At 59.2% G+C, this 18,860-nt stretch carries 14 protein-coding genes and 1 tRNA gene; 3 read left to right on the top strand and 12 right to left on the bottom strand.

The window, feature by feature from the left end; translation table 11 throughout:
- Positions 1–78: 78 nt before the first annotated feature.
- The 5 genes from N8H71_RS20865 to rpsU all read right to left on the bottom strand — a co-directional run bounded on the left by N8H71_RS20865 (position 79) and on the right by rpsU (position 8,622).
- Positions 79–155 (bottom strand) — tRNA-Ile (locus tag N8H71_RS20865).
- Positions 156–170: 15 nt separating this feature from the next.
- A complete protein-coding gene (locus N8H71_RS20860; RefSeq protein WP_262195501.1) occupies positions 171–3,917 on the bottom strand; it encodes a bifunctional diguanylate cyclase/phosphodiesterase in 3,747 nt (1,248 codons plus the stop codon).
- Positions 3,918–4,043: 126 nt separating this feature from the next.
- Positions 4,044–5,891 (bottom strand): RNA polymerase sigma factor RpoD, encoded by a 1,848-nt coding sequence (gene rpoD / locus N8H71_RS20855; protein WP_262195500.1) that lies wholly within the window; start codon positions 5,889–5,891, stop codon positions 4,044–4,046.
- 67 nt (positions 5,892–5,958) lie between these two features.
- Complete coding sequence (dnaG, locus tag N8H71_RS20850; RefSeq protein WP_262195499.1) at positions 5,959–7,926, bottom strand: DNA primase; 1,968 nt, start codon at positions 7,924–7,926, stop codon at positions 5,959–5,961.
- 480 nt (positions 7,927–8,406) lie between these two features.
- On the bottom strand, positions 8,407–8,622 hold the full coding sequence (gene rpsU / locus N8H71_RS20845) for a 30S ribosomal protein S21 (RefSeq protein ID WP_002551877.1): 216 nt from the start codon (positions 8,620–8,622) through the stop codon (positions 8,407–8,409).
- Positions 8,623–8,821: 199 nt separating this feature from the next.
- Here rpsU and tsaD point away from each other — a divergent pair, with 199 nt between their 5' ends.
- Positions 8,822–9,847 carry a tRNA (adenosine(37)-N6)-threonylcarbamoyltransferase complex transferase subunit TsaD gene (tsaD, locus tag N8H71_RS20840; RefSeq protein ID WP_039768071.1) on the top strand — a complete coding sequence of 342 codons (1,026 nt, stop codon included), beginning with the start codon at positions 8,822–8,824 and terminating at the stop codon, positions 9,845–9,847.
- A gap of 23 nt (positions 9,848–9,870) precedes the next feature.
- On the opposite strand, the gene plsY is transcribed toward tsaD, so the two are convergent.
- On the bottom strand, positions 9,871–10,440 hold the full coding sequence (plsY, locus tag N8H71_RS20835) for a glycerol-3-phosphate 1-O-acyltransferase PlsY (protein ID WP_262195497.1): 570 nt from the start codon (positions 10,438–10,440) through the stop codon (positions 9,871–9,873).
- A 74-nt stretch (positions 10,441–10,514) separates the two neighbouring features.
- On the opposite strand from plsY, the gene folB reads away from it, so the two are divergent.
- Both folB and folK read left to right on the top strand, forming a co-directional pair.
- The gene (folB, locus tag N8H71_RS20830) at positions 10,515–10,871 is read left to right on the top strand and encodes a dihydroneopterin aldolase (protein WP_011336216.1); all 357 of its coding nucleotides are present in this window, start codon (positions 10,515–10,517) and stop codon (positions 10,869–10,871) included.
- Positions 10,862–11,380, top strand: a complete 519-nt coding sequence (gene folK / locus N8H71_RS20825) for a 2-amino-4-hydroxy-6-hydroxymethyldihydropteridine diphosphokinase (RefSeq protein ID WP_007959899.1) — start codon at positions 10,862–10,864, stop codon at positions 11,378–11,380. Before folB ends, folK begins: the two co-directional genes overlap by 10 nt.
- A 39-nt stretch (positions 11,381–11,419) precedes the next feature.
- Here folK and N8H71_RS20820 read toward each other — a convergent pair whose 3' ends face one another.
- The 6 genes from N8H71_RS20820 to N8H71_RS20795 form a co-directional block, all read right to left on the bottom strand.
- Positions 11,420–12,649, bottom strand: coding sequence for a multifunctional CCA addition/repair protein (locus N8H71_RS20820; RefSeq protein ID WP_262195496.1), 1,230 nt, complete (start codon positions 12,647–12,649; stop codon positions 11,420–11,422).
- A 63-nt stretch (positions 12,650–12,712) separates the two neighbouring features.
- Entirely contained in the window at positions 12,713–14,284 is a 1,572-nt protein-coding gene (locus tag N8H71_RS20815) for a SpoVR family protein (RefSeq protein WP_007959904.1), read from the bottom strand.
- On the bottom strand, positions 14,281–15,552 hold the full coding sequence (locus N8H71_RS20810) for a YeaH/YhbH family protein (protein ID WP_007959907.1): 1,272 nt from the start codon (positions 15,550–15,552) through the stop codon (positions 14,281–14,283). The genes N8H71_RS20815 and N8H71_RS20810 overlap by 4 nt, the downstream gene beginning before the upstream one ends.
- Before the next feature lie 205 nt (positions 15,553–15,757).
- Entirely contained in the window at positions 15,758–17,680 is a 1,923-nt protein-coding gene (locus N8H71_RS20805) for a PrkA family serine protein kinase (RefSeq protein ID WP_007959909.1), read from the bottom strand.
- 296 nt (positions 17,681–17,976) lie between these two features.
- Positions 17,977–18,306 carry a thiosulfate sulfurtransferase GlpE gene (glpE, locus tag N8H71_RS20800; RefSeq protein ID WP_262195495.1) on the bottom strand — a complete coding sequence of 110 codons (330 nt, stop codon included), beginning with the start codon at positions 18,304–18,306 and terminating at the stop codon, positions 17,977–17,979.
- Between the two features lie 33 nt (positions 18,307–18,339).
- On the bottom strand, positions 18,340–18,860 hold a 521-nt coding region (locus N8H71_RS20795), incomplete at its 5' end, for a symmetrical bis(5'-nucleosyl)-tetraphosphatase (RefSeq protein WP_262195493.1).

Below are 18,860 nucleotides of genomic sequence, written 5' to 3'. Positions count from 1 at the left end.
ACATTGCGCTTGTGAAGAACGTAAAACACCAAACGACAGGCGAAAAAAAGCCGCGCGAATGCACGGCTTTTTCATGTTTGGTGGGCCCACACGGACTTGAACCGTGGACCAAAGGATTATGAGTCCTCTGCTCTAACCAACTGAGCTATAGGCCCTCAGTAGGCCGCGGATTATAGCGACGGTTTCTCGGCTGTGCTATCCGAAAAATCTGATACGGCTATGCGAAGAAACGTCGCGGCGAATTCCTCCGGTGGCAGCGGCAGGCTGACGATGTAGCCCTGGATCTGTTCGCAGCCCTCAGCGGCGAGGAATTGTTGCTGGGCCTGGGTTTCCACGCCTTCGGCAATGACGGTGAATTGCATGCTGCGGCCCAGGGCGATGATGGCTCGCACGATTGCCGCGTCGTGCGGGTCGTCCGGCAGGCCGCGGACGAAAGACTGGTCGATCTTGAGGATATCCAGTGGCAAGCGCTTGAGGTAGCTCAGCGAGGAGTAGCCGGTGCCGAAGTCGTCTATGGCCAGTTGTACGCCAAGGTGTTTGAGTTGATGCAGTACCGTCAGCGCCTCTTCGGCCTGACTCATAATGAAGTTTTCGGTAATTTCCAGTTGCAGTAAATCTGGCCTGAGGCGGTTGTCCTTGAGCAATTGCTCGATGCGTCCCAACAGGTTCGGCTGGCGTAGTTGCGCACCGGCCAGATTGACCGAGAGCGGACCGAGGGATTCGTAGATCTGACCCCACTCGAACATCTGTCGGCAGGCGGTTTCCAGCACCCAGTCGCCGATTTGCAGGATCATCCCGTTCTCTTCCGCCAGCGGGATGAAATGCTCTGGCGGCACCTCGCCGAAGTTCGGGTGGCGCCAGCGGATCAAGGCCTCGGCGCCGACCAGACTGTGATCGTCTAGGCTGATTTTCGGCTGGTAGTAGAGGTACAGCTCCTCGCGCTCAATGGCCCGGCGCAGTTCGTGCTCCAGCGCCACGCGCTCGCTGGCCTGGGCAGTGAGGTCGCGTGTGTAGCTTTCAACGCGGTTGCGGCCCTTGGCTTTGGACCGGTACATCGCGGCATCGGCATTCTTGATGAGAGTGGCGACGTCGCAACCGTCTCGGGGATACAGACTGGTACCAATACTGGCGCTGATGAAAAACTCATGCTCGCCCGCCTGAAATGGCGCACCAAAGCAGTTCAGGAGCTTGGTCGCGATGTGATCGGCATCAGCGGCTTGTTGCAGTCCGGGCAGCAGGATGATGAATTCGTCTCCGCCCAGGCGCGCGACGGTGTCGATATCCCGCAACTGTTCCTTGAGGCGCACAGCGATGCCCTTGAGCAGCAGGTCGCCCACGGGATGGCCAAGGCTGTCGTTGATATGTTTGAAACGGTCCAGGTCGAGGAACAGCACGGCTCCCTGGCCGCCGTTCTCCTGCTGATTGTTCAACGCTGTGAGCAATCTGCTTTCGAACAGCATGCGATTTGGCAAACCGGTGAGTGGGTCGTGATGTGCCTGGTAGTCGAGTTTGGCCTGCGCGTGCTTGAGGCTGGAGATGTCGGCGAACACTGCAACGAAGTGAGTGATGAATTTGTCGCGATTACGCACGGCGCTGATGGTGAGCCAGCTTGGATACAGCTCACCGTTCTTGCGCCGGTTTGAGATTTCGCCTTGCCAGTGACCTTCAGCGGTCAGTTGATGCCACATCGCCGCATAGAACGCGCTGTCGTGAAGGCCCGACGCCATCAGACGAGGCGTATGGCCAAGCGCTTCACTTTCGCTGTAACCGGTGATTTCCGTAAACGCCCGGTTGACCGCGCTGATGTGTTGCTGGGTATCGGTGATCAGTACGCCCTCTGCGGTATTTTCGAATACGGTCGCAGCCTGTTGCAGCTTTTCCTGCATCAAATGACGTTCGGTGATGTCCCGGGCAATGGTCAGCATGCAGTCGTCATCACCAATCGGCAGCGGACGGCTGGACACTTCGCAGAGACGAATCTGTCCGTCACTGCGTCGGATGTGGCAGGTGAAATCCCGGACGAACCCGTCGCGGTGCAGCAGGTCGAGCATCTGTTTACGCTCGTTCAGGTTGACCCAGATTCCCAGGTCCAGCGCCGAGCGATCCACCGACATGGCGCTGTTGAAACCAGTGATACGGCTGAAACCTTCGTTGACCTCAAGCAAAAGACCATCGCTCTGGCGTGACAGCAGCAGACCGTCCGGCGAGGCGTGGAAGGCCTTGGCGAACTTCTCTTCAGACGTTTGCAGCTGTTGCTGGGTTTCCTTGAGCTGAGTGATGTCGCGTACCACCACCACCAGGGCGGGCGTAGTGTCGAGTTCGAAGGGTTCGGCGGAAATCAGTCCGGTGAACACCTGGCCATTGTTGCGACGAAAGGGCATCTCCAGGTTGCGAATGCTGCCGGCCTGTAGCCGCTGAAGCAGGCCCGGGCCAACCCCGGGAATGCCCCAGATGTTGAGTTCGGTGGCGGTCTGACCGATCACTTCTTCGGCTTTGAGCCCGATCTGTTCCTCAAAGGCTTCGTTCACTTCCAGCAGGCAGCCGTCGGATAGCCGGGCGATGACCAGAATGTCCGGGCATTGCTGGAATACCGAAGCGAACTTCTGTTCCGACAGGCGCAACGCTTCTTCGGTGCGCTTGGTTTCACTGATATCGATCATCAGGCCGCGCATTACCGGTTCGTGGCCGTGTTCGATCAGGCTGACGATGTCGCGTACCCACAAGCAACGGCCGTCAGCGGTGATCACCCGGTAGTCGAGGCTATGATCGCGCCCGGCCAGCACCTCGTGATCGCAAAAACTCTGGGCACGGGTCAGATCTGCCGGGTGAATGATGTTGCGCCAGAAGCCCGGAATCAGCCAATGGGACAGTGGATAACCGAGCAGATCTTCGGCGTGGGGCGAAACATAGCTGTAGGTGAAATCGCTGATCCTCGCTTCCCACGCGATGGCCGAGAGACTCTCCACCAGTCCGCGATAGTGGTATTCGCTGCTGCGCAGTTCCTGTTCGAGGTCGATGCGTCGGGCGATTTCTGAGCTCAGGCGCCGGTTGATGCGAATTACCACCGCCAGCACGATGACCAGAAGCGATAGACCCGGTAAACCGTAAACCAGCAGATCCGACCAGAATGTCCGGTGATCGAGGACGTTTCCGACCCAGTGCTCCTGAATGCTGCTGATTTCCTCCGGGGACATGTCGGCCAGCACCTTGTCCAGAATCCCTACCAGCATTTTGTTGTCGCGAGGGACACCCATCGCCAGTTGGTAGCGGTAAGGGGTTTCGCCGCTGACATACAAACCATCCAGTTTGAGTTGGCGCAGGCTCCAGACACTGGAGGCCAGGTCACCCACCACGGCGTCCACTTCATCGGTGGCCAGGGCTTGCAACGCTGAGCTGACGTTGGGCATCGCCACCAGGTTCAGGTCGGGATGATGGGTGCGCAGCAGTTCGTGAGGGGCGTAGTTTTCGACTACGGCAATTTTCAGGCCGTAAAGATCCTCGAGCTTGCGCGGTTGCGGGCCGCCGATGTGGGCGAGGATGACGATCGGGAAGTCGAGATAAGGGCGGGTGAATGACAGGTAACTCTGGCGTTCCGGGGTGGACATGATGCCCGGCAGCAGGTCGATCGTGCCGTTTTTCGCCTGTTCGAGCACCACGGTCCAGCTCACTGGCTCGATGGGGGTGAGTTTGATCGCCAGGCGTTGGCGAATCACATCGATATAGTCCGCTGCCAGGCCCTGATAGCGGTTCTGGTCGTCCCGGAACTCGAAGGGCGGCCACGACGCATCGACACCCAGGCGCAAGTCCGGGTGAGCCGCCAGCCAGCTACGTTCTTCATCGGTCAGAGTCAGCGCGTCAGCCGTTGCGGTCCAGATCATCAGTGACAGCAAAAAAAGCACGGACGCCAGTCTGGGCATAACGGTCTCGTTATGGCTCGGGGGAATGTTTCGAGTGTAGACGGGCTGTGCGCGAGGGGAGAGACGGGCGATGTATTTTATCTGCCATAAAAACAAAACCCCCGGCCTGGGCCGGGGGTTCTGGTGTCACTCGTCGAGGAAGGAGCGCAGATGCTCGCTTCGCGTCGGGTGGCGCAGCTTGCGCAGCGCCTTGGCTTCGATCTGACGGATCCGCTCACGGGTCACGTCAAACTGTTTGCCGACTTCTTCGAGCGTATGGTCGGTGTTCATGTCGATACCGAAACGCATGCGCAGTACCTTGGCTTCACGGGCAGTAAGGCCGGACAGCACTTCGCGGGTCGCCTCTTTCAGGCTCTCAACAGTGGCGACATCGATTGGCGACTGCATGGTCGAGTCTTCGATGAAGTCACCCAGATGGGAGTCTTCGTCATCACCGATCGGGGTTTCCATGGAGATCGGCTCTTTGGCGATCTTCAATACCTTGCGGATCTTGTCCTCAGGCATCTCCATGCGCTCACCCAGCTCTTCCGGGGTCGGTTCGCGACCCATTTCCTGCAGCATCTGGCGGGAAATACGGTTGAGCTTGTTGATCGTCTCGATCATGTGCACCGGAATACGGATGGTGCGGGCCTGGTCGGCGATCGAGCGAGTGATCGCCTGACGGATCCACCAGGTGGCATAAGTCGAGAACTTGTAACCACGACGGTATTCGAACTTGTCCACCGCTTTCATCAGACCAATGTTGCCTTCCTGGATCAGATCGAGGAATTGCAGGCCACGGTTGGTGTACTTCTTGGCGATGGAGATCACCAGACGCAAGTTCGCTTCAACCATCTCTTTCTTCGCGCGGCGGGCTTTCGCCTCACCGATCGACATGCGACGGTTGATGTCCTTGATCTCGGCGATGGTCAGGCCGGTCTCGGTTTCCAGCGCGGTCAGCTTCTGCTGGCAACGGATGATGTCCGGTTGCACGCGGGCAATGGCTTCGGCGTACTTGCTCTTGCCTTTGGCCAGGGCGTCGGACCAGCTTTCGTCGACTTCATTGCCAGGGAACTGACGCAGGAAGTCGGCGCGCGGCATACGTGCATCACGTACGCACAGTTGCATGATCGCGCGCTCTTGCTGACGCAGACGATCCAGGGCACTGCGAACACGCTCGACCAGGGCTTCGAATTGCTTCGGCACCAGTTTGATCGGCATGAACAACTCGGCCAGAGCCAGCAATTCGGCAATCGCTGCCTTATTGTGTCGGCCGTGCTTTTTCAGCGCCTTGCGGGTGATTTCCATCTGGTCGGCCACGGCGCCGAAGCGCTGTGCGGCAATGACCGGATCCGGGCCGCTTTCGGCTTCTTCTTCGTCATCGGAAGATTCGGCATCGTCATCGTCGTCGGACTCTTCCGCTTTCGCCGCTTTCGCGTCGATCGGCGGCGGTACTTCGGCGGCAGGCGGCGTAATGCCGTCGTCCGGGTCGATATAACCGCTCAGAACGTCGGACAGGCGACCACCTTCGGTGGTGACGCGAGTGTACTCGGAGAGAATATGGTCAACCGTGCCAGGGAAGTGCGCGATGGCGCTCATCACTTCACGGATGCCTTCTTCGATACGTTTGGCGATTTCGATTTCGCCTTCACGAGTCAGAAGCTCGACCGTACCCATTTCACGCATGTACATGCGCACCGGGTCAGTGGTGCGACCGATATCGGTCTCCACCGCCGCCAACGCAGCGGCTGCTTCTTCCGCAGCGGCCTCGTCGGTATCGGCGTCGGCCAGCATAAGGGCGTCCGCATCCGGAGCACTCTCGTGTACGGGGATCCCCATGTCGTTAATCATGCGGATGATGTCTTCCACCTGCTCCGGATCTGAAATATCCTCGGGCAGGTGGTCGTTGACCTCGGCGTAAGTCAGATACTTCTGCTCACGACCCAGTTTGATCAACTCAATAATACGAGACTGCTGTTGCGCTTTTCCGGACATAACACCCTATCCACTGAAGGTCTTGGCGGGCAAAAAACAAGCCGAGGATTATACCTGAGCTATGACCTCACGCGCCAGTTGAGGTCGGGTTTGATGCGGAAACATTGCGACTTAAAAGGTCGCGCAGTTGATTTTTCTCATCGGTGCTCAGTTCGCTTTGACGCGCTTTCCTGAGCAGTTGTTCCAGGTTTCGCTCGCGTTGGCGGGCTGACAAGCTAGTAATGGTGTCGAAAAACTGTTGTTCAAGGTTGTCTCCGTCAATCAGCCATTCCTTTTCCGCCAGCGCCTTGAGCAGGCGACCCTGTTCGGTTCCGTGCCATCGCGCGATCAACTGAAATGAGTTTAGCTTGGGATTCTTCTGTACGGCTTCGAGCAGTGCCACCAGCAGTTGTGCGTTGGTCTGGTTCTCGTCCGCGAAGTGCCCGGCGTCCTCGACTTTTTCTGCCAGTTGCGGGTGATGCAGCAAGGTTCTCAGGGCGGCCAGGGTCGGTGGTTCGACGGCGGCCGGCACGCGTGGGGCACGCGGTTGGTCGCGATCACCGCCGCGCTTGCCATTCTTGTCCCACGGTTTCTTGTCCCATTTCTTGCCGCCGGCACCGGGTTTCTTCGGCGTCCATTCCTGCTGCGGCACATACATGTCCTGTGCCTGCGGCTGATGGTAGTCGCTGTAGTCCGGCATGGCGTCGTAATCAATGCCCGGGTCGTAGGCCGGCGGTGCTTCCTGAGGAGCGCTCTGGGCCAGTTGGCTGACGCGTTCGCTGCTCAGGCCGGTGATCTCGGTCAGGCGCTGGCGCATCAGGATGCGCAGGTTGGCGCCGGGGACCTTGTCGATCAGCGGTGCTGCGAGCGTGGCCATGTGGGCCTTGCCCTCCAGCGAGCGCGGGTCGGCCTCTTCAGTCAGTTGCTGGAAGAAGTAGTCCGCCAACGGCTGTGCGTGCTGATTGATCCGGGCGCGGAAGGCGTCAGTGCCCTCGGCGCGAATCAGCGTATCCGGGTCTTCGCCTTCAGGCAGAAACAGGAAGCGTGCACGGCGTCCGTCCTGCAGGCTGGACAGTGTTGCCTCCAGTGCGCGCCAGGCGGCGTTGCGGCCTGCCTGATCGCCGTCAAAGCAGAACAGCACGTTTGGCACGACGCGAAACAGACGTTTGAGGTGTTCTTCGCTGGTGGCTGTGCCCAGTGTCGCGACGGCATTGCGCAGGCCTTGCTGGGCCAGGGCGATGACGTCCATATAGCCCTCGACGACGATGATTTCGTCAAGATTGCGATTGTTCTTGCGTGCCTCATAGAGGCCATAGAGTTCCTGGCCTTTATGGAAAACCGGGGTTTCCGGCGAGTTCAGGTACTTTGGCTTGTCGTCGCCGAGCACTCGACCGCCGAAAGCGATGATCCGCCCACGGGTGTCGCGGATCGGGAACATCACGCGATCGCGGAAGCGGTCATAGCGTTTGCCGGTTTCGGCGTTCTCGATCAGCAGGCCGGCGTCGATCATGGCCTTCTGCTGCAGGGTGTCGCTGCTCAAATGCTTGAACAGGTTATCCCAGCCTGGTGGTGCGAATCCAAGGCCGAAGTCTCGGGCGATTTCGCCAGTCAGGCCGCGACCCTTTAAATAATCAACCGCTGCCTTGCGTGCTGGATGGCTCTTGAGTGCCTGCCGGTAAAAGTCGGCAGCGGCGGTGAGCAGCGGGTACAGCGGTGAATCGGTCGGCTGACGCGGTTTGTTCGAGCGGCCACCTTCTTCGCGTGGCACTTCCATGCCGGCGGCTTTGGCCAGATCCTCGACGGCCTGGGGGAAGTCCAGGTTGTCGTGATCCATGAGAAAGCCGAGGGCGTTGCCGCCGGCGCCGCAGCCGAAGCAGTAATAGAACTGCTTGTCGGGGCTGACGCTGAACGACGGGGTTTTCTCTTTATGGAATGGGCAGCAGGCGGTGTAGTTTTTACCGGCCTTCTTCAATTGCACGCGCGAGCTGACCACGTCGACGATGTCGGTGCGGTTCAGAAGGTCGTCAATGAAGCTCTGGGGAATCAGCCCGGCCATGGCGTTCTCGTCTGCGCTGTAATGGATCCGATGCGAAAGGCAGCCGGACGCGGGTCATTGAGTGATGCGCGCACGTGGGGCGGCTCGACCGGTGTCGTTTGCGTAATCGCTGTCGGGAAGTGTATCTGCCGAAAATCCACTGACGTTAGTACTCATCAGTTTTCGACTATTCGAAAATGTTGCGCTGAATCCGCTGACGGCCGGCAATCGGCCTCGGATAGCTCATGAAGCGGGCACGCAAGCAGGTGCCTTGGGCTGATCGTCGTAAGAGGAATCAGTGGGTGTGCTCGTCAGTAGCCTTGAAAGGCTCGTCAGAAAAGACGTGCACCGCTGGCAAAAGAGCCAGGCCTGACGCGGTGAAGCGGGTTTGTCTCGGTCGCATCTGCGGCTTCGACGGTGAAGCATCAAGCGTTTTACGCAAATGCCATTAGCCCGGCTGAGGGCCGGGCTTGGCAGAAGCTTGCTACGATCGTCTGTGTATTAGTACAGACGAACGGCGCGGCGCTGTTCGCGCTGAACTTTCTTGGCGTGACGCTTAACAGCAGCAGCTGCCTTGCGCTTACGCTCAGAAGTTGGCTTCTCGTAAAATTCGCGGCTACGAACTTCAGCCAGTACACCGGCTTTTTCGCAGGAGCGCTTGAAACGACGCAGAGCTACGTCGAAGGGTTCGTTCTCTTTAACTTTGACGGCTGGCATCCAGAGCTACCTTCATTCATTACCGGGGTCAACATCCTCGCGGCAAAAGAGCACTTGAAGACGTCGGTTTTTAAGGGTTGCGGATGTTAACCCCTCATCGCTCGGAATGCAAAGCCTCTGATCGAAAACCGCTGGTCGGGGCATCACGCGGCGACTATTATGCGCGCCTTCGAATTCAGCCTAAACAAGGCGCAAACCCATGCTAGTACTGGGATTAGAAACTTCCTGCGACGAAACCGGCGTCGCTTTGTACGACAGTGAACGCGGCCTGCTGGCCGACGCGCTGTTCAGTCAGATCGACCTGCACCGCGTCTATGGCGGCGTCGTGCCGGAGTTGGCCTCGCGCGATCACGTCAAGCGCATGCTGCCCCTGATTCGTCAGGTGCTGGCCGAGGCTGATTGCGTACCGACCGAGATCGACGCCATCGCCTACACCGCGGGTCCCGGCCTGGTCGGTGCTTTACTGGTGGGGGCTTCGTGCGCTCAAGCGCTGGCGTTTGCCTGGGGCATACCGGCGCTCGGCGTGCACCACATGGAAGGCCACTTGCTGGCGCCGATGCTGGAGCCAAAACCGCCGGAATTCCCGTTCGTCGCTTTGTTGGTCTCCGGTGGTCATACGCAGCTGGTTCAGGTCGATGGCATCGGCCAATACAGCCTGCTCGGCGAGACGCTGGACGATGCAGCGGGCGAAGCTTTCGACAAGACTGCAAAAATGATGGGTCTGAATTATCCGGGCGGACCGGAAATCGCCAAGCTGGCAGAGAAGGGCGTCGCAGGACGTTTCACCTTCCCGCGTCCGATGTGCGATCGCCCGGGTCTGGATTTCAGCTTCAGCGGCCTGAAGACCTTCGCCCTCAACACCTGGCAACAATGTGTCAGCGCCGGGGACGACAGCGAGCAAGCCCGTTGCGACATCGCGCTGGCGTTCCAGCAGGCCGTGGTGGAGACTTTGACCATCAAGTGCAAGCGTGCCCTGAAGCAGGCCGGCATGAAGCGTCTGGTGATCGCCGGTGGCGTCAGTGCCAACAAGGCGTTGCGTGTTTCGCTGGAGAAAATGCTCGGCGACATGAAGGGCGATGTGTTCTATGCCCGTCCCGAGTTTTGCACCGATAACGGCGCGATGATCGCGTTTGCCGGCTGCCAGCGTTTGCAGGCCGGTCAGCAGGAAAGCCTGGCGATCAGCGTGCAGGCGCGCTGGCCGATGGAGCAACTGTCTGCGCTGTGATGAGCAGCGCTCACGTGCGGTATTTAAAAATGCCGTTCGCGCCCGGCGAACAGGTCGCGTAGATTGCCCCGGTGGCGCCAGACGATCAGCAGTGTCAGCGTGCTCATCGGCAACAGCGCCGCCGGTTCCTGCCAGGCCAGCAACGGCAGGGTCAGCGGAGTGGCGATCAACGCCGCCAGCGAGCTGGTGCGGGTCAGGTAGAACGTCAGCAGCCAGGCGCACACGGCCAGCAGCGCAGCGGGTGGATACAGCCCCAGCAGCATGCCGGCCGCCGTGGCGACGCCCTTGCCACCGCGAAAGCGGAAGTACAACGGGAACAGGTGACCGATCACGGCGCAGACGCCGATCCACGCCTGATCCTGCAGCGAAAGGCCTGCAGCCGCAGCGATCAGCACCGGTAACAGGCCTTTGCACAGATCACCCAGCAGGGTCAGGATCGCGAGTTTGCGTCCGGCCAGGCGCAGCATGTTGGTGGCGCCGGCATTACCCGAGCCACTCATTCGCGGATCCGGATTTCCGGTCAGGCGGCTGAGCAAAATGGCGAAGGACAGAGAGCCGAGCAGGTAGGCGAGGATCGCCAGTAACCAAAACATGCTAACTATTCCGGGCGAGGACGCCCTGATTCTAACGGCGCATTGCGCCCTTGTCGTGCAGCGGAGAAAAGTGCTTGGACAGAGTGTTTATCGAGGGCCTGGAAGTCGACACCGTGATCGGTGCCTACGACTGGGAGCGCGGCATCCGACAGTGCCTGCGTCTTGATTTGAGCTTCGCCTGGGACAATCGCCCGGCCGCCGCCGGTGACGACCTGACCCTGGCGCTCGATTACGCCAGTGTGTCCACACGGATCCAGGCCTTTGCCGAGCAATCCCAGTATCAACTGGTCGAGACCTTCGCCGAGCGTCTGGTTGAAGTGCTGATGAATGAATTCAAGATCACCTGGGTGCGCCTGAAGCTGACCAAACCAGGTGCCGTACCGGCCGCCAAGGGTGGCGTGGGTGTGGAGATCGAGCGCGGATGCCGCTGACCCAGGTCTATCTCGGGCTCGGTAGCAATATCGAGCGCGAAACCCATTTGCAGGCCGGTCTGGATGCCTTGTCCACGTTTCTGGTGGATATCCGCTGTTCGCCTGTGTTCGAAAGCCAGCCGGTGGGAATCAAGAGCGGGCCGTTCTTCAACTTCGTGGTGTCGGCGTTCACCGATCTGCCGTTGATCGAACTGGATCGCCGCTTGAAGTTCATTGAAGCGGACAATGGTCGTTATGCGCCGGATCGCAAGGGCTTGCCGCTGGATATCGACGTGTTGCTGTACGGCGATCTGGCTGGCAACTTCGACGGGCTGATCCTGCCTCGTGCGGAAATCCTGAAAAATGCCTTTGTGCTGTGGCCGCTGTCTTTGATTGCGCCGGATCGGGTACATCCCGGTGTAGGAAAAAGCTTTGCCACATTGTGGGCCGAAGCGCAGATCGATCAGGTGCTGGCGCCGGTCGGATTTGAGTGGCGCGGTACTCAGCTCACGCCTTCAGATCTGTCTTGAACAGTTTGATCCGCCCTCGCGAGGGCGGATCAGGTGTTTTCAGGACGCCGCCGATTCCTTGTAAGCCTTTAACGCCTTGAGCCGTTCGCGCTTGAGTGCCTCGCCCAGTTCCGGGCCTTTGAATCCCTTCTCCAGCAATGGCTGCACCGCCACGCCACGTGCCACATTGGCCGCCCCGCGCAGGTAATCCGCCTGTGGATACCTACGCTGCTCAAGCCCCTTGCGGCCTCGGGCATCCATCTCGCACGCGACGATAAACTCTTCGAAACGCTGTGGTCGACGGTAAACGTCAAAGCTTTGCAGCAACTCAAGCAAGGTCGAAGCCTTCAGCTCCAGAGCGCGATGTCCATGGGTGTGATATTGGCCAACCAGCAAGGCCAGTTCCTGACAGTCCTTCGGTGCCTTGAAGCGCTCGTTGACCGCTTTGATCAACTTCAGGCCTTTGTGCTCATGGGCAATGTGCCGTGGCCATTCCTCTTGCGGGGTCAGGCCTTTGCCGAGGTCGTGCAGCAGGCAGGCCCAACGCACGGTCAGCGGTTGTTTGTGCAGGGCTGACTGCTCAAGCACGCTCAGGGTGTGAATGCCGCTGTCGATTTCCGGGTGATGGGCTTCCGGTTGCGGCACGCCGAACAAGGCATCGACCTCTGGCATCAGCACCTTCAAGGCGCCGCAATCGCGCAGTACTTGAATGAATACTTGGGGCTGATCCTCCATCAGTGCGCGGGAAATCTCCTTCCAGCTGCGTTCGGCCGTAAGGGCTTCCAGTTCGCCCGATTCGCTGAGCTGACGCATCAACTCCAGAGTCTCGGGCGCTACTTTGAAACCAAGCTCCGCGTAACGGGCGGCAAAGCGCGCAACACGCAGGACCCTGAGCGGATCTTCGGCAAACGCGGGGGAAACGTGGCGAAGAATCCGCTCTTCGAGATCGCGCTGGCCGTGGTAGGGATCGGTCAGGTTTTGCTGATCGTCCTCGGCCATGGCGTTGATCGTGAGGTCACGGCGGATCAGGTCTTCTTCAAGCGTGACCTCGGGGCTGGCGTGAAAGGTGAAACCGCCATAACCGCGACCGCTCTTGCGCTCGGTGCGGGCGAGGGCGTACTCCTCGCCGCTTTTCGGGTGAAGAAAAACCGGGAAATCCGCCCCGACCGGGCGATACCCCTTGGCGAGCATTTCTTCTGTGGTCGCGCCGACCACCACCCAATCGATATCGGTGACCGGTTTGCCCAGCAGGCGATCACGTACCGCACCGCCGACCTTGTAAATCTGCATAAAAAACCTCCGTTGGCCCGACAGGATAACCCTTGCGCCGGACTTTCGGAGGCCAGAACGGGATCAAAGATGAATGACGGCCAGATCGAGCCGACCGTAATCTCCCTCGCTGTGTTCGCTGCGGGGCGGAACATGATGGGTCTTCATGATCTGGTCGCCTTGCAGGGTTTCCAGGTGAATGTCGAAGCCCCATAGACGGTGCAGGTGTTTCAGGACCTCTTCGGTGGAATCGCCCAGCGGTTTGCGGTCGTGTTGCTGGTGGCGCAGGGTCAGCGAGCGATCGCCGCGGCGGTCGATGCTGTAAATCTGCACGTTCGGCTCGCGGTTACCCAGGTTGTACTGTGCTGCGAGCGTTTCGCGAATGATCCGGTAGCCGCCCTCGTCATGGATCGCGGGTACCAGCAAGTCGTCCTTCTGATCGTCATCGAGAATGCTGAACAGCTTAAGGTCGCGGATCACCTTGGGTGACAGGTACTGCAGGATGAAGCTCTCATCCTTGAAGCTGCTCATGGCGAACTTGATGGTCGACAACCAGTCGCTGCCGGCGATTTCCGGGAACCAGCGGCGGTCTTCTTCCGTTGGCTCTTCGCACATGCGGCGGATGTCGCGATACATCGCAAAACCCAGCGCATAGGGGTTGATCCCGTTGTAATAAGGGCTGTCGAATCCCGGCTGGAACACCACACTGGTGTGGGACGTCAGGAACTCCATCATGAAGCCATCGGTCACCAGGCCTTCGTCGTACAGGTCGTTCATCAATGTGTAGTGCCAGAATGTCGCCCAGCCTTCGTTCATCACCTGGGTCTGGCGTTGTGGATAGAAATACTGGGCGATCTTGCGCACGATCCGCACGATCTCGCGCTGCCAGGGCTCCAGCAGCGGGGCGTGTTTCTCGATGAAGTACAGGATGTTTTCCTGCGGTTCGGCCGGGAAACGTGCGTTGTCCTTGTCGCTGTACTTGTCCGCGCCTTTGGGAATGGTGCGCCACAGGTCGTTGATCTGTTTCTGCAGATGTTCTTCGCGATCCTTCTGCCGACGCCGCTCTTCCTCGGCGGAAATCGGGTACGGACGTTTGTAGCGGTCGACGCCGTAGTTCATCAGGGCGTGGCAGGAATCGAGCAGATCCTCCACGGCATCGATCCCGTGGCGCTCCTCGCACTGCATGATGTACTGCTTGGCGAACACCAGATAATCGATGATCGAGCTGGCATCGGTCCAGGTGCGGAACAGATAGTTGCCCTTGAAGAAGCTGTTGTGGCCGTAGCACGCATGCGCGACCACCAGTGCCTGCATGCAGATGGTGTTTTCTTCCATCAGGTACGCGATGCACGGATCCGAGTTGATGACGATCTCGTACGCCAGCCCCATCTGCCCGCGACTGTAGGATTTCTCGGTGCTGAGGAAGTGCTTGCCGTAGGACCAATGGTGATAGCCCAGCGGCATGCCGACCGAAGCGTAGGCGTCCATCATCTGTTCGGCGGTGATCACTTCAATCTGGTTGGGGTAGGTGTCCAGGGCGTAGCCGGCCGCGATACGGGCGATTTCGCGGTCGTACGTCTGGATCAGCTCGAATGTCCATTCCGAGCCGGTGGAAATGGGTTGGCGCTTCTGCTCTTTGGCGGTCTTGGCGGTCATGTCACTAACCTGCGCTGGAAGAGTTCACGGAAGACCGGATAGATATCCCCGGCCGAGACCAGTTGTTGCTGGGCAAAAGTGTCGGAAAAGGCTTCGGCGATGCGTTCGTACTCGTACCACAAGGCCTGATGTTCGCGCGGGGTGATCTCCACGTAAGTGTAGTACTGCACAAAAGGCATGATCTGGTTGATCAGGATGTCGCGGCAGATCGGCGAGTCGTCGTTCCAGTTGTCGCCGTCGGAAGCCTGGGCGGCGTAGATGTTCCATTCATTGCTCGGGTAGCGTTCGGCCATGATCTCCTGCATCAGTTTCAGAGCGCTGGAAACGATGGTGCCGCCGGTCTCGCGGGAATAGAAAAACTCCTCTTCGTCTACTTCGCGGGCACTGGTGTGGTGGCGGATGAACACCACGTCGATCTTGTCGTAGTTCCGCTTGAGGAACAGGTACAACAGAATGAAAAATCGCTTGGCGATATCCTTGGTCGCCTGGGTCATGGAGCCGGAAACGTCCATCAGGCAGAACATCACGGCTTTAGAGCTGGGGTTTGGCTGCTTGATCAGCAGGTTGTACTTGAGGTCGAAAGTATCCAGGAACGGCACGCGATGGATGCGCGCACTAAGTTTCTCGATTTCCGCCTCGAGATCCTGAATGTCGCCGAAATTGTCCGGTTCTTCGCGTTTCAGTCGCGCCAGTTCTTCTTTGACCTCGCGCAGTTTGGCGCGGCTGCTGCCCGATAGCGCAATGCGCCGAGCGTGGGCCGAGCGCAGGGTACGGATGATGTTGATCCGCGACGGGTTGCCCTCGTTGCTGATCCCCGCGCGTACGGTCTTGAAGGTGTCGGTGCCGGTCAGGTTGCGCTTGACCAGGTTGGGCAGTTCGAGGTCCTCGAACATGAATTCGAGGAATTCTTCCTGGGTGATCTGGAAGACGAACTCGTCCATGCCTTCGCCGGAGTTGCCGGCCTTGCCCGGCCCACGGCCTCCACCACCTCCCGGCGGACGGGCGATGTGTTCGCCAGCGGTGAATTCCTTGTTGCCGGGATGAACCACGGTCTGCTTGCCGCCGCGACCATGGTGAAGCACCGGTTCGTCGATATCGCGACCGGGGATGCTGATCTGCTCGCCGTGCTCCATATCGGTGATGGAACGCCGGCTGACCGCCTCTTCGACAGCCTTCTTGATGTGGTCACGGTAACGCCGCAGGAAGCGCTGACGGTTCACCGTGCTCTTGTTCTTGCCATTGAGACGTCGGTCGATCACATAGCTCATGACTGCTCCTTAGAAGCTGTCCTGCAAAGGGGCGAGCGGTCATGCAGCATTGAACCGAATGCCAAGGGACGTACACGCTCCCCCAAGCGCTTTGGGTGCTGCCTGAACCTCGCTACCGCCTTTCGAACACCTTCCAGAGGCCTGTGTAGCAGAAAATGCAGGCGCAGGCCTCGGGCTGACGACAACCGGTCTGACCGGCCGCGGTTTACTGTGATTTTCTGACCCGCAGATACCACTCGGAGAGCAGTCGTACCTGTTTGTCGGTGTAGCCGCGTTCGACCATTCGTGTAACGAAGTCGTTGTGTTTCTGTTGATCCTCTTTGCTGGCCTTGGCATTGAAGCTGATGACTGGCAGCAGGTCTTCGGTGTTCGAGAACATTTTCTTCTCGATGACCACCCGCAGTTTTTCGTAGCTGAGCCAGGTCGGGTTCTTGCCGTTGTTGTTGGCCCGGGCACGCAACACGAAGTTGACGATTTCGTTGCGGAAATCCTTCGGATTGCTGATGCCGGCCGGTTTCTCGATTTTTTCCAGCTCCTCGTTGAGGGCGACGCGGTTGAGGATCTCGCCGGTTTCCGGATCGCGGTATTCCTGATCCTGAATCCAGAAGTCCGCATACAGCACGTAGCGGTCGAAGATGTTCTGGCCGTACTCGCTGTAGGACTCGAGGTAGGCGGTCTGAATCTCCTTGCCGATGAATTCGATATAACGCGGCGCCAGGTACTCTTTCAGGTAACGCAGATAGCGTTCGCGGGTCTCGGCCTGGAACTGTTCCTGTTCGATCTGCTGTTCCAGCACATAGAGCAGGTGTACCGGGTTGGCGGCGATCTCATGCGGATCGAAGTTGAAGACCTTGGACAGGATCTTGAACGCGAACCGGGTCGACAGACCGTTCATGCCTTCGTCGACGCCCGCCGCATCGCGGTATTCCTGGATCGACTTGGCCTTCGGATCGGTGTCCTTGAGATTTTCGCCGTCATACACCCGCATCTTGGAGTAGATGTTGGAGTTTTCCGGCTCCTTCAGGCGTGACAGCACGGTGAACTGCGCCAGCATCTTCAGGGTGTCCGGCGCGCAATGGGCCTTGGCCAGGGAACTGTTGAAGAGCAGCTTGTCGTAGATCTTCACCTCGTCACTGACCCGCAGGCAGTAAGGCACCTTGACGATGTAGATCCGGTCGATGAAGGCTTCGTTGTTCTTGTTGTTGCGGAAGGTGTGCCACTCCGATTCGTTGGAGTGGGCCAGCAGGATCCCGGTGAACGGAATCGCGCCGAGGCCTTCGGTACTGTTGTAGTTGCCTTCCTGAGTGGCGGTCAGCAATGGATGGAGCACCTTGATCGGCGCCTTGAACATCTCGACGAATTCCATCAGGCCCTGGTTGGCCCGGCACAGCGCACCGGAGTAGCTGTAGGCATCGGCGTCGTTCTGCGGGAATTCTTCGAGTTTGCGGATATCGACCTTGCCCACCAGCGCGGAGATGTCCTGGTTGTTCTCGTCGCCCGGTTCGGTCTTGGCCACGGCGATCTGGTTGAGGATCGACGGGTACAGCTTGACCACGCGGAACTGGCTGATGTCGCCGCCGAATTCGGCCAGGCGCTTGGTCGCCCATGGCGACATGATGGTGTTCAGGTAGCGCCGTGGAATGCCGAAGTCTTCCTCGAGGATCGCGCCATCTTCGGTGGCGTTGAACAGACCCAGAGGCGACTCGAATACCGGCGAGCCCTTGATGGCGTAGAAGGGCACTTTTTCGATCAATTGCTTCAGTTTCTCGGCCAGGGACGATTTACCGCCACCCACGGGGCCGAGCAGATAGAGAATCTGTTTCTTTTCCTCAAGGCCCTGGGCGGCATGGCGGAAGTACGACACGATCTGGTCGATGCATTCTTCCATTCCGTGAAAGTCTTCGAAGGCCGGATAGCGACGGATCACCTTGTTGGAAAAGATTCGCGAAAGCCTCGAATTGGTCGAGGTGTCGAGCAGCTCCGGTTCACCGATGGCCAGCAACAGACGCTCGGCGGCGGAAACGTAGGCGCTGCGATCCTTTTTGCACAGCTCCAGGTACTCCTGCAGGGAGAATTCTTCCTGGCGTGTGGACTCGAAGCGTTGTTGGAAGTGGCTAAAGATACTCATGACGTCACCTCGCTCGATACGTGGAGCCGACGCCGGATCACTCAGTCGATGCTGGCAAGCAGCCGCTATGGCAGCTGTTGTTTACCCCCCAGAACTCCTCCGCGATCGACAATCGCGAAAGTCACTCCCGATGACCCGTACGCCGGTGTACCGGCTCTCCCCTGTTTTGGATGGCCTGGGCTTAAGGATAGTTGGGAATTCGGGAGGTAAAGGCGAGATACGTAATTAGTTGTGGCAAGACCGTTCGTCTGCCGGCGCAGGCCCACGGGAGCCGGGGCCTGCACGTTACAAAAAAATTATTCGGCGGTGCCTTGCGCAGTTTCCGCAGGATAGGTTGCACGCCACAACTCGAAGCCGCCGTCCATGCTGTAGACGTCGGAGAAACCCTGGCTGATCAAATAGGCGGCCGCGCTCTGGCTGGAATTGCCGTGGTAGCAGACCACCACCAGCGGTGCGTCGAGGTCGGCAGCGCGAATGAAATCGGCAATGGAGTGGTTGTCCAGATGCTTCGAGCCTGCAATGTGCAGCGCAGCATAGGTCTGTGGGTCGCGGATATCGACGACCACGGCGCCTTGCTCACGCAGGGCCTGGGCCTGCTCCGGGGGGATACGTTTGAATTCGCTCATGGCGGGCTCCTGTGGCTCGGCTGAAATCGCAGTCTAGCGCGGGGCGCTGACGGGAGAAGATTCGGTGATCAATGGCGCGACGGTGGGCAGGGCGGCCCCGTGTTCGTCGCATTTGCATGAAAGGCGTTCGCCGCTGTCGACATTCATCAGGGTCAGGCTGCCGCCCCAGACGCAACCGGTGTCGAGGGCCGAAATGCCCGGCTCATGGACATTGCCTTCCAGTGCTGCCCAGTGGCCGAACACGATCCGCAGGCCACGGGTCTTGCGCTCCTTGTGTTGGAACCAGGGCTTGTAGCCCGGTGGCGCAGTGTCGAGCCCTTCCTTGCTCTTGAGGTCAAGTTTGCCTTCGACAGTACAGAAACGCATGCGAGTGAAATAGTTGGTGATCACCCGCAGGCGCGTCACGCCTTTGAGGTCGCTGTCCCACTTTGCGGGCTCGTTGCCGTACATGCCGTCGAGGAAGACGGGAAGCAGGTTGTCGTCACGCAGTGCGGTCTCGACTTCTTCAGCGTACTTGAGCGCCTTGCGCAGCGACCATTGCGGCGGGATGCCCG

It is taken from the genome of Pseudomonas koreensis (genome assembly GCF_025447595.1).
In the GTDB taxonomy this organism is placed as follows: Bacteria; Pseudomonadota; Gammaproteobacteria; order Pseudomonadales; family Pseudomonadaceae; genus Aquipseudomonas; species Aquipseudomonas koreensis_H.
Note: the sequence above shows the minus strand (reverse complement) of the source record. Positions and strands in the feature narration are given on the sequence as shown.

Excerpts from the sequence above, each read along its gene's own strand:
- N8H71_RS20860 (WP_262195501.1), bottom strand. The coding sequence starts at position 3,917 with ATGCCCAGACTGGCGTCCGTGCTTTTTTTGCTGTCACTGATGATCTGG.
- rpoD (WP_262195500.1), bottom strand. The coding sequence starts at position 5,891 with ATGTCCGGAAAAGCGCAACAGCAGTCTCGTATTATTGAGTTGATCAAA.
- dnaG (WP_262195499.1), bottom strand. The coding sequence starts at position 7,926 with ATGGCCGGGCTGATTCCCCAGAGCTTCATTGACGACCTTCTGAACCGC.
- rpsU (WP_002551877.1), bottom strand. The coding sequence starts at position 8,622 with ATGCCAGCCGTCAAAGTTAAAGAGAACGAACCCTTCGACGTAGCTCTG.
- tsaD (WP_039768071.1), top strand. The coding sequence starts at position 8,822 with ATGCTAGTACTGGGATTAGAAACTTCCTGCGACGAAACCGGCGTCGCT.
- plsY (WP_262195497.1), bottom strand. The coding sequence starts at position 10,440 with ATGTTTTGGTTACTGGCGATCCTCGCCTACCTGCTCGGCTCTCTGTCC.
- folK (WP_007959899.1), top strand. The coding sequence starts at position 10,862 with ATGCCGCTGACCCAGGTCTATCTCGGGCTCGGTAGCAATATCGAGCGC.
- N8H71_RS20820 (WP_262195496.1), bottom strand. The coding sequence starts at position 12,649 with ATGCAGATTTACAAGGTCGGCGGTGCGGTACGTGATCGCCTGCTGGGC.
- N8H71_RS20815 (WP_007959904.1), bottom strand. The coding sequence starts at position 14,284 with ATGACCGCCAAGACCGCCAAAGAGCAGAAGCGCCAACCCATTTCCACC.
- N8H71_RS20810 (WP_007959907.1), bottom strand. The coding sequence starts at position 15,552 with ATGAGCTATGTGATCGACCGACGTCTCAATGGCAAGAACAAGAGCACG.
- N8H71_RS20805 (WP_007959909.1), bottom strand. The coding sequence starts at position 17,680 with ATGAGTATCTTTAGCCACTTCCAACAACGCTTCGAGTCCACACGCCAG.
- glpE (WP_262195495.1), bottom strand. The coding sequence starts at position 18,306 with ATGAGCGAATTCAAACGTATCCCCCCGGAGCAGGCCCAGGCCCTGCGT.